General features: G+C 39.0%; 15 protein-coding genes. 4 read left to right on the plus strand and 11 right to left on the minus strand.

Annotated features, from left to right (window positions below; genetic code table 11):
• Positions 1 to 56: 56 nt before the first annotated feature.
• From queF to HMPREF2805_RS06780, 7 genes are all read right to left on the minus strand, one after another.
• Positions 57 to 548 carry a preQ(1) synthase gene (queF, locus tag HMPREF2805_RS11295; protein ID WP_075231900.1) on the minus strand — a complete coding sequence of 164 codons (492 nt, stop codon included), beginning with the start codon at positions 546 to 548 and terminating at the stop codon, positions 57 to 59.
• Between the two features lie 18 nt (positions 549 to 566).
• Entirely contained in the window at positions 567 to 1,283 is a 717-nt protein-coding gene (gene queE / locus HMPREF2805_RS11300) for a 7-carboxy-7-deazaguanine synthase QueE (protein WP_075231901.1), read from the minus strand.
• Entirely contained in the window at positions 1,276 to 1,719 is a 444-nt protein-coding gene (queD, locus tag HMPREF2805_RS06760; RefSeq protein ID WP_000464566.1) for a 6-carboxytetrahydropterin synthase QueD, read from the minus strand. The genes queE and queD overlap by 8 nt, the downstream gene beginning before the upstream one ends.
• Positions 1,719 to 2,372 carry a 7-cyano-7-deazaguanine synthase QueC gene (gene queC, locus HMPREF2805_RS06765; RefSeq protein ID WP_075231902.1) on the minus strand — a complete coding sequence of 218 codons (654 nt, stop codon included), beginning with the start codon at positions 2,370 to 2,372 and terminating at the stop codon, positions 1,719 to 1,721. The genes queD and queC overlap by 1 nt, the downstream gene beginning before the upstream one ends.
• A 201-nt stretch (positions 2,373 to 2,573) precedes the next feature.
• Positions 2,574 to 2,888, minus strand: coding sequence for a thioredoxin (gene trxA / locus HMPREF2805_RS06770; RefSeq protein ID WP_001029584.1), 315 nt, complete (start codon positions 2,886 to 2,888; stop codon positions 2,574 to 2,576).
• 14 nt (positions 2,889 to 2,902) lie between these two features.
• The gene (locus HMPREF2805_RS06775; protein WP_075231903.1) at positions 2,903 to 3,124 is read right to left on the minus strand and encodes a DUF4649 family protein; all 222 of its coding nucleotides are present in this window, start codon (positions 3,122 to 3,124) and stop codon (positions 2,903 to 2,905) included.
• Positions 3,125 to 3,221: 97 nt separating this feature from the next.
• Complete coding sequence (locus HMPREF2805_RS06780) at positions 3,222 to 3,602, minus strand: MarR family winged helix-turn-helix transcriptional regulator (protein WP_075227290.1); 381 nt, start codon at positions 3,600 to 3,602, stop codon at positions 3,222 to 3,224.
• A gap of 181 nt (positions 3,603 to 3,783) precedes the next feature.
• Between HMPREF2805_RS06780 and HMPREF2805_RS06785 the strand changes: the two genes are divergently transcribed.
• The 4 genes from HMPREF2805_RS06785 to HMPREF2805_RS06800 all read left to right on the plus strand — a co-directional run bounded on the left by HMPREF2805_RS06785 (position 3,784) and on the right by HMPREF2805_RS06800 (position 7,408).
• Positions 3,784 to 4,158 (plus strand): CidA/LrgA family protein, encoded by a 375-nt coding sequence (locus HMPREF2805_RS06785; RefSeq protein ID WP_000781324.1) that lies wholly within the window; start codon positions 3,784 to 3,786, stop codon positions 4,156 to 4,158.
• Positions 4,155 to 4,850 carry an LrgB family protein gene (locus tag HMPREF2805_RS06790; protein WP_075231904.1) on the plus strand — a complete coding sequence of 232 codons (696 nt, stop codon included), beginning with the start codon at positions 4,155 to 4,157 and terminating at the stop codon, positions 4,848 to 4,850. Before HMPREF2805_RS06785 ends, HMPREF2805_RS06790 begins: the two co-directional genes overlap by 4 nt.
• Positions 4,851 to 5,185: 335 nt before the next feature.
• On the plus strand, positions 5,186 to 5,860 hold the full coding sequence (locus HMPREF2805_RS06795; RefSeq protein ID WP_075231905.1) for a hypothetical protein: 675 nt from the start codon (positions 5,186 to 5,188) through the stop codon (positions 5,858 to 5,860).
• Positions 5,861 to 5,863: 3 nt separating this feature from the next.
• Entirely contained in the window at positions 5,864 to 7,408 is a 1,545-nt protein-coding gene (locus tag HMPREF2805_RS06800) for a hypothetical protein (RefSeq protein ID WP_075231906.1), read from the plus strand.
• A 251-nt stretch (positions 7,409 to 7,659) separates the two neighbouring features.
• Here HMPREF2805_RS06800 and HMPREF2805_RS11520 read toward each other — a convergent pair whose 3' ends face one another.
• From HMPREF2805_RS11520 to HMPREF2805_RS06815, 4 genes are all read right to left on the minus strand, one after another.
• On the minus strand, positions 7,660 to 8,031 hold the full coding sequence (locus tag HMPREF2805_RS11520) for a transposase (protein WP_261676353.1): 372 nt from the start codon (positions 8,029 to 8,031) through the stop codon (positions 7,660 to 7,662).
• Entirely contained in the window at positions 8,024 to 8,299 is a 276-nt protein-coding gene (locus HMPREF2805_RS11525; RefSeq protein ID WP_261676354.1) for a transposase, read from the minus strand. The genes HMPREF2805_RS11520 and HMPREF2805_RS11525 overlap by 8 nt, the downstream gene beginning before the upstream one ends.
• A 133-nt stretch (positions 8,300 to 8,432) precedes the next feature.
• Entirely contained in the window at positions 8,433 to 9,071 is a 639-nt protein-coding gene (locus HMPREF2805_RS11530; protein ID WP_083301298.1) for a transposase, read from the minus strand.
• Between the two features lie 167 nt (positions 9,072 to 9,238).
• Positions 9,239 to 9,850, minus strand: a 612-nt coding sequence (locus HMPREF2805_RS06815; protein ID WP_148131624.1) for an LPXTG cell wall anchor domain-containing protein, incomplete at its 5' end; no start/stop codon positions are given.

The raw sequence follows: 9,850 nt of genomic DNA on the forward strand, positions 1-9,850 counted from the left end.
TGAGCAACCTGCGGCTAGCTTCCTAGTTTGCTATTTGATTTTCATTGAGTATGAGTTTAGCGGTTGTCAATTTTCTCTGGATAAAGGTCGTGTTGGAAGAGGCGTTGTTCTGCCAATCCTTCACACTTGGTTCTAGGTCTACCGTAGTTGTAGTAAGGGTCGATTGAAATGCCACCGCGTGGAGTGAATTTTCCCCAGACCTCTAAATAGCGAGGGTCTAGCAAGTTGACCAAGTCTTTCCCGATGGTATTGATACAGTTTTCGTGAAAATCCCCATGATTTCGGTAACTAAAGAGGTAGAGTTTGAGGGATTTTGACTCGACGCAGAGCTTGTCAGGAATGTAGGAAATATAAATAGTTGCAAAATCTGGCTGAGCAGTGATAGGGCACAGGGAGGTAAATTCAGGACAGTTGAATTTGATGAAATAGTCATTTTCCACATGACGATTGTCAAAAGATTCGAGGACTTCTGGTTGATAGTCGAAAATGTAGTTGGTTTCTTTATTGCCTAGTAGGCTAAGGTTTTTCATTTCTTCTTGTTGTGACATGATTTTTTCTTTCTAATCTTAAACACCACGTTGGTTATCGTATAGGAGGGTATGGAGTTGAGGAAGGACGCGGACATTGCCCCAGCTATCGTCAGTAGCAACGCGTTCCCAGAGTTCTTTGAGGCGGTCCAGTTGGTCTTGGACAATATTTCCTGTAGCCTTGGGTTCAGGATTTCCAGCCGATAAGAAGAGGACATCTGGTTGGTAGCGTTCTTGTATCCCTTTAGCAAAGGTCAAATCTGCATCGTCAAAGACAGGGATTTTAAAGGTGACCTTGTTTGGATCCAGTTGGGAAACAATGAAGTCCAAGGTCTCAAAGTTGACTTCCATCTTGGATGAAGGAGGTTTGGGACTGAGAGTGACCTGGTCGATATCTTTCAACCAATTTTGCCAGCGGGAGCCTTGAGTTTCAACAGCTAGAGTGACACCGCGTTCCTTGAGCTTGGTGACCAGTTCAGCCATGTTAGCTGCTAGGATAGCAGGATTTCCGCCAGACAAGGTAACGTAGTCGTAGCTCCCCAATTTATCTAATTCAGCAATGACCTCATCAGCTGTCATGCGAGTTGGTTTTTCAGAACCATCCCAAGTAAAGGCAGAATCGCACCAGTCGCAGTGGTAGTCGCAACCTGCAGTGCGGACAAACATGGTTTTCTGCCCAATAGCACGACCTTCACCTTGAAAGGTTGGGCCAAAAATTTCCAGAACTGGTAGTTTGAGGACACGTTCCCTAGTCATCTAACCACTCCCGTCTAAACTCTGCAAAGGCAGTCGGAGTTTCATAGAGGCGAACATATTCCAAACGGAGACCGCGCTCGTCTGGCAACTCTTGGCTCATGGTTTGGAAAATCCAGTAAACCATATTTTCAGCAGTCGTATTCATGTAGGGCAGGGTTTCATTGAGATAGCGATGATCCAAGTGGGGCTCTAAGTAGTCCTTGTAGATAGCTTTGATGTCTCCGAAATCGTAGGTCATACCTCTATCATCTAAAAATCCACTGACAGCGATTTGCAGATGATAGGTGTGACCGTGTAGGGATTTGCATTTTCCTTCATAGTGAAAGAGGTGGTGGGCAGCATCGAAGGTAAATTCTTTTGAGACTAAGGTTCTGTGAGGATTGTAGACAAGAGATTCCCCAGTTTCTTGTTTGATTTCTTTGGGGGCAAAAAACATCAGGCCTCTCCTTTCTGTGAGAGATAAACATCTAACCCATGTTGACGTAGGTGGCAGGCTGGACAATCCCCACAGCCACTGCCGATAATTCCATTGTAGCAGGTCAAGGTCTTTTCGCGAACATAGTCAAAGGCACCAAGTTGGTCAGCTAACTCCCAAGTTTCAGCCTTGTCTAGCCACATGAGAGGCGTTTGGATCACAAAGTCGTAATCCATGGCAAGGTTGAGAGTAACATTGAGAGATTTGACAAAGACATCTCGGCAGTCAGGGTAGCCTGAGAAGTCTGTTTCGCAGACACCTGTCACGATGTCTTTAATGCCCCGTTGCTTAGCAAGGACTGCAGCAAAGGACAGAAAGAGGTGGTTGCGACCATCGACAAAAGTATTAGGCACATCTCCTTCTTTTTGCTTAATTTCTAGATCTGAAGTCAAGGCATTTTCAGTAATTTGTCCTAGCAGAGACATATCTAGGATATGATGACGAATTCCTTGTTCCTCAGCGATTTCTTTGGCCACTTGAATTTCGAGATGGTGGCGTTGGCCATAGGAAAAGGTAACAGCTTCTACTGTTTCATAGTGTTCTTTAGCCCAAAAGAGGCAGGTTGTAGAATCTTGACCGCCACTAAAGACGACCAAGGCAGATTGACGTTTCATAGTACTCCTTCCAAAATGGGAAATGTTCAGAGCACGCAAAAAGCTCCCTTGAGGGAGCTAAAAAATACCAAGTAGAGGTTTTTTTTAGCGATGGCATGTCCCAAACATCGTGATATTCTAGTTACAGTTTAGCATATTTTTTGAAAAATGGCAAAGGGCAAGAAAAAGAGACCAAATGAATGCACTTGGTCTCTCCTTTGATTAGCTTAATTCAGCAACGATAGCTTTGATTTGTTCTGCTGTGTGAACACCAGCAACTTGTTTAACCACTTGTCCATCTTTTTTGAAAAGAAGAGTAGGAATAGACATGATTCCAAATGAACGAGCTGTGTTAGGATTCTCATCAACGTCCATTTTAACGATTTTCAAGACATCTTCTGAAAGTTCTTCAGACAATTTGTCCAAGATTGGACCTTGCATACGACATGGGCCACACCAAGTTGCCCAGAAGTCTACCAAGACCAATCCGTCTTTAGTTTCTTGTTCGAATGTTGCATCTGTAATTGCTTTTGCCATAGTATTTCTCCTTTTTAGTTATATTGGCTTAAATCTTGTTTCATGAGATAGAAGAAGACATCTCCGTAAGTCCCATGGTAGTCCAAATCATGACCGTTGTAAGTCAATTTTTGAACAGGGTAGTAGTCTGCGACACCGATCAGGCAGGCATGTTGAGAACGTTCAAATTCTTCGTATGACTCGAAGGTCATGGTTCTCTCTTGCTTGCTGGCATCAAGATAGGTGATTTCAATCATAGGATTCTCCTTTGCTAAATCATGTTTTCATTTTACTCCTTGAAAAAAGGAATGTCAAGAAAAATGATTGCGCACGCAAGTTTTTTTTAAAAATATTTTAGGCTAACCAGTTTGATTTTCTTGCTAAGCTTTCTTCAACAGCTGTTTGTAAATAAGCCAAGGTAGTCTGTCCTTCGCTCGTCAGGCAGATAAAACTAGCTCGCTTGTCCTGGTCGCAGCATCTCCGACTAAGTAAACCGCAGTTTTTTGCTTCTAGGCGTGCCACCATCCGTGAAACAGCACTGGGGCTCAGGTGGAGCTTATCTGGCAAGTCGATTTGCCGTAGGGATTTGCCTTCAGCCTGATTTAGAAAGTGCAAGAGGTAAAATTCCTTGAGTGTCAAGGTTTGTTCACTCTGCTCAGCGATGGTCTCTTCTAAAATAGCTTCTAGCTCTACTTGCCTACGGTTGAAGTCAAACCATTTTTCTAAGTAAGTCATGTCCATCTCCTTTCCCTCTATAATAGTGTAATCATACTAGCACATCTATAATGCTTGCGCACGCAATTAGTATACACCTTTTTGGCTTGGATAGCAAGAAGGATGTTTCTTATATATTTGCTTGAAATTTTCTGAAAAAAGAGTAAACTGGTATGCATAAAGTCTATTTGTGGAGTTTACGATGAAGTTATATGTTCAGTTAATGATTCTCTTTGTGATTTCTCTAATCGGTGAAGGAATCTCCAGTTTCTTTCATCTGCCCATCCCAGGCAGTATCATCGGCTTGATTATTCTTTTTCTAGCCTTGCAGTTCAAGTGGCTGCGCACCCGCCATGTCAACATGGTTGGGAATTTTCTCCTAGCCAACATGACCATTCTTTTTCTCCCTCCTGCGGTTGGAATTATGGAAAAATTTGATGTGATTGCTCCCTATCTTCTGCCGATTGTTTTGATTGTCTTTTTTGCAGCAGTGATTAATATCATCTTGATTGCGCTTGTGGTTCAATTTATCAAAAAACGCTATGAAGGTGACTACGAAGAAAGAGGTACCAAATGAGCGAATTTGTATCTAATCCCCTATTTGGAATTGCTTTATCAATCTTAGCCTATCTTTGGGGAATGATGATTTTCAGACGCTATCCTCATCCCTTAACGACTCCCTTACTGCTGTCAGCTATTTTTATAATTATCTTTCTAAAGGTAACTGGCATTTCCTACCAAGATTACTACCAAGGTGGGGTTTATCTTAATAACTTGATTGTTCCTTCAACAGTGGCTCTAGGAATTCCCCTCTATAAGAGTTTCCACTTGATGAAGCATCATGTTAGAAGTATTTTGCTGGGTAGTTTTCTAGCTGTCATCGTCAATACCTCTTTTACAGCTCTAGTCGCAAAAATCTTTGGCATGGACTTTTTCCTAGCTATTTCCCTCTTTCCTAAGTCAGTAACGACCGCTATGGCAGTAGGGATTACAGAAAAGTTGCAAGGCTTGACTACTGTGACTCTAGTAGTTGTCGTAGCGACGGGGATTTTGACCAGCGTGATCGGACCAACGCTTTTGAAATGGCTCAAGATAGACGATCCAGTAGCTGCTGGACTAGCCCTGGGTGGAACAGGTCACGCCGTTGGAACGGGAACGGCCTTTCGCTATGGACCAGTTGCAGGTGCTATGGGAGGACTAGCCATCGGTGTTACAGGTGTTCTTTATGTATTTGTCAGTCCTATTGTAGCTAATTTGATTTTGAGTTAAAAATTAAGAATTAAGAATTTGGAGAACATCGGTTTTGTTTTAGGGTGAGGATGTCCGAAAATAAAGTCGTTAGAGGTTTTAAGTATACTTTTTGTATTTAGATAACGAAGAGACCGGGCAAAAAGTTTTTAAAATCTGAAAAACTCATATTATTGGGTATTCAAAAACCTTGATACTATGCGTTTTATAATTGAAATATTTACTCAATTTCATCATCAAATTTAATTTTTGCCCAGTCTATTTTATACTATATGATATTGAATAATATATATGATATAATAGGTTTGTAAAATCATATAAATTGACAAAAATGTCAGCTAAAATGGAGGATTATTATGTTCGAACAAAATATCAAAAAATTAATTATTGTTTGTGATGATAATACAGTTGGGTATGCTAATTATTTGCGCCAACTTGTAAGCGCTAACGACGACGAAGATGATGTAATTGTGGGAACTAAAGATGATGCGATTAAAGTAAGTGTCTGGTTAGAACAAAACTATTTAGATAATATGTCTACAATTTCTTCTAATGAACATGTGCTTTTTATTGGTGAAAATCAGGCAAGTAAGAATGAAATATCCAGTATGCATGTAAAATTTGACAAATATGGAATGAAATATGGTTGGTTAGGAAAACGTGGGATGATGATTATTTCAAAAACTATAGATAATCCGGAAGACTATAATGAATTTATTGAGCTTTGTCGAAATTATAAAACAGAATTTGAACTTATCGAATTTAAAAAATCTCTACCAGAACAAGCTATAGATGCTGCGGTAGGTGCTATGGGGGATATTCCCAATGTTATTTCGAATGTCGGGAATACACTATTTTCTTTCCTAGTAGGTTCGGCTCCAGCTATTGCAGCGGATGCAATCAATGCGGTTGCAGAAGCTACAAAATGGATTACCACAACAGAGGATCAGAGAAAAATTACTGACCAACAATTCCGAGCTTTGACTTTAATATTATATATGGATGGACTATCAGAATTCTTGGAGGCATAAAGAATGGAAGCCTTTAAAGAGGGATATGAATTCTTTGAGAAGAACACAGGTAATTTTGCAGGGTATGATGCCGGAGTACATTATATAGACTCTGTAGAATCAGAGATAAAAAAGTTGGTGAATAGTCTAAATGAATTCAAATCAAGTGGTGCGCTTATAGATACATTAAAGGGAGATGCTGCTGAGTTTTTTCATGCTGGGACTTTTAATATAAATGCAGCTATTAATTCTTCAAAAAACAGAGTACAAGTGGATCGTAGCCATGATTTTGGATCTGCTGATATTACGGGAGTAAACTTCGATGCTAAGTTTGGTTTAAAATATTATAAAGATGCTACTTCGACGGCTAAACAACAGTCCAAGAGTATTATTGATTGCTATAATGATTATAAACCTAAAGGTATAAAAGATGAGTTTCCCATCTATTTAGAAAAGAGAAGTATGGACAAAGAAATAGATCCGAATACTACAGTCTATTTTGAACAACATAGAATTGTTCCATCTGATCAACTTGAGGAAATTATTGCAATATTAGAAAGTAAAGGGCGAGAGTATTCAATTAATTCCCCCAAAGGTTTTAATAAGTATGAGGATACTCGAAATTACCTGAGTGATAGAGTTAAAGATAATAAAGGAAATGAGTCAATTCCTTTATCTAAACAAGAAGCTCACGATCTAGCGCAATTGGCTAAAGAGGGTGGAGTAAATTCTGAGGATTTACACTTAACAACTGAAGAGCTTATTAAATACACTTATATATTAAAACAATCATACAAGGCTGGCTTAACTGCAGCAACAATATCGATGGTTTTGCAAGTTGCACCTGAAATATGGAATTCAATAGCATATCTAATTAAGAATGGATATGTCGATGAAAAACAATTTAAAAAAATAGGTTTTGCAGCACTTACAGGAGCAGGCGAAGGATTTGTAAGAGGTACAGTTTCAGCAGCAATTACAGCAAGTTGTCTGTCTGGGGTGTTTGGAAAGGATCTTAAAAAAGTTAACCCATCTGTAGTAGGTGTAGTGACAGTATTAGTAATGAACTCAATGAAGAGCTCGTATAAAGTATTTACTGGCGAAATGAATAGAAGTGAGATGGTGAACGAGTTAATTAAAGAAATGTTTATTACAACCTGTGCATTTTCAATGGGATTATTAGGAAATGCATATATCAAAATTCCGTTACCTAATTTTCTTTCTAAACTTAATAATGTTGTCTCTTTAGGATACATGATTGGTAGTTTTGTAGGCTCGATAGCTGGATCTGTAATTTACTCTTCAATATATAATCCAGTGCTATCATTTTGTGTCGATTCAGGATTTACTCTATTTGGTTTAGTAGACCAAGATTACGAGTTACCAGAAGAAGTATTAAACGAAATAGGAATTGAAGTTTTTGAATATGAAAAGTTTGAATACGAACCGTTTGAATACGAGAAGTTTGAATATGAGAAATTTGAATATGAACAATTTGAATATGAGAAGCTTCATACGATATTCCTAAGACGAGGAGTAATTGGTGTAAATTGTGTAGGTTATATGTAGTTGTTAACCAAAAAATTGCCAAAATTATAATGCGCATAATCAAAGAATATTATAAAATGAAAAAAATGTTTTTATTTTCGAAAGAAAAATTTAACTAATAATCAGGATTAGTATTAATCCACTGAATTTTTCAAAAAAGTTGGATGTTTTTTCATCGGTAGTTAAAATATTAAAACAGAAAAAGTGTCTGAGACAAAATAGTTCTCAGTCACAAAAAAGCTAGAGATTTCCAATTGTGGAACTCTAGCTTTTTAATTTTGAGTCGTTCTCTTATTGTATTTTAGGAGGTTATTGGCCATAAGTACCAATCCCATATCAATTCTCACTTGACGCTTCCCTCTCAGATTACATCTCTTGTAACCCAAACAAGCCTTTATCTGCCCAAAGACAGGTTCGACATCAATCTTACGTTGAGCGAAAATCTGTCTACCTTTGGGAGATAAAAGCGCCTGGCATTCTTTAGCTTTCAAGTTTTGATAGCGTTCGTTCATATATAGTCCCTTTTGAGGGGCTGATTCAGGTTCATCAGCGTAGTAAACCTTGATTTCCTGTTGAAAGTCTGTCTGTGTCTTCTGATGTTTGATTCTGATGTTTGATATGGTGAAAACGATAGCATCAGCCATCAGGATGTGTGTAGCTATCCTCCTTGCTATCATAGTGCCAATTCGCTAAGTTTCTAGCTGACTGTTTATACCCTCTCTTCTGTTCCTTGTCAAACATGGCATATTTAATCAGATGGTTTACCCTCTTTTCATCTAAACGAAGGAGGTTCTCTTCACTTCCATATCCAGCATCTGCGACAACTGTCTTCAATTCATGTGGATCGGTTTCAAGGAATGGCAGAAGAATTTTGGTATCTGTCGGTTTTGGAAAAACTGTTACGCCCTTCAAATGTCTCCTGATAGTTCTCATATTTTTCAGCACGTACTGAAAAATCCTCCTTGACTTTACGCAAGACTTTCTTGAGTTTACGACGCTGGGTTTTACGTTCATCCTTTCCTTTAACGGGTGTCTCCTTAATGTCCTAGTTCAGTTTTTCTAATTCTTCTTCAAGGACTTGAGCGAATGCAAGCAACTGCTCTGAGGAGATAGGCTCTTGTGTATCCAGTTCGATAGCTTGATGGATAAGGGGAGTGATTTCTTCTTGAAAATAGACCTGTATCTGTTCTTGAAGTTTGGCGGAAAACTTGTCCGTTGCTTTCTTCCACACGAAACTATACTTGTTGGCATTGGCTTCAATCTTAGTCCCGTCAATAAACAAGCAATCTAAAGTCACTAACTCTTCCATTTTTAAACGAAGATTGAGGTCGATGAAAAGAGCACGAATGAGTTCTTCCATTCCTTCAGCGACACGAAAACGATTGATGGTGCGGTAGCTGACAACCAACTGTCCTGTTAGGTACTGCATAGCCAGATTTTCAATCATCATTTTTTCAATTTTTCGACCAGAGAAAATCCCTTGTGAATAGGCAAATAGAAGAGCAGATACAAGCATTTTAGGATGATAAGATGGTCGACCAAAGGTATGATAGAAGGCGTGGAAGTGACGATCCTCCAAGGTATTTACCACTTTTTCAATAGTAAAGACGAGATGGTTTTGCGGCAAGAAAGAACTGATTTCTAGTGGTAAAGTTGTTTGATTTGTGTTATAGTGAATATGCATGGGATAGCCTTTCTAAATGGTTTATTAAGCAATTCTATTTTACCAAGACTATCGCAACCATGCAAAAAGCAACGGCAAAAACCGTTGCTTTTTTGATAGAATCGAGACACTATTATCCCAGACTCTTTTTATCTAGGAATAAATTTTTATTCCTGGGGGGACAATTTTTAATCTTTCTTACCTTTTAGTAAGAAGGCAGCCGAGAGGGCTAGGCTGAGACTTGCCATAAAGAGGAGAGGACTAGTTTGCTCACCAGTATCTGGAAGTTGTTTTTCATTCGTAGAAGCTTTATCATTGGCATCTTTTCTTTGAGCCAATGGTGTTGTAGTTTCTACCTTTGTTTCTTCTGTCTGGGCTGGCACTGGTTTAACAGTTGTGCTCTCTGTCTTATAGACAATAGCATAGATATTCAGGTCAAGAGCGATAAACTCAAGATACCCATCTCGGATGGTGAATTCTTGTGATTTCAAGTCTTTTATCGGAGTCAATTGATAGAATTCTTGGACAGCACCTGAAACTGGTAAACGAACGAGTACAGCACCTTTTGGTTGAACTGGTTTGCCATCTTTATCCTTGAGTTGAAGGGCATAAGCATCGTATTTTTTGCCTAAGAGTTCTTTGTTTTCAACTTTTTGACTGTCAAGGTAACTTGCTCCTTCGAGTTCAGTTGTTCCACTAATAACTTGAGCTCTTGTAGTCTGATCTTTCATTACTTTGAGTTTAAACTCAGGAAGTGTGATACTTGGTGCTTCTTGATCTCCTGCAGTACCGATAGGCTC

The organism is Streptococcus sp. HMSC034E03 (assembly GCF_001811505.1).
Taxonomy (GTDB): Bacteria; Bacillota; Bacilli; order Lactobacillales; family Streptococcaceae; genus Streptococcus.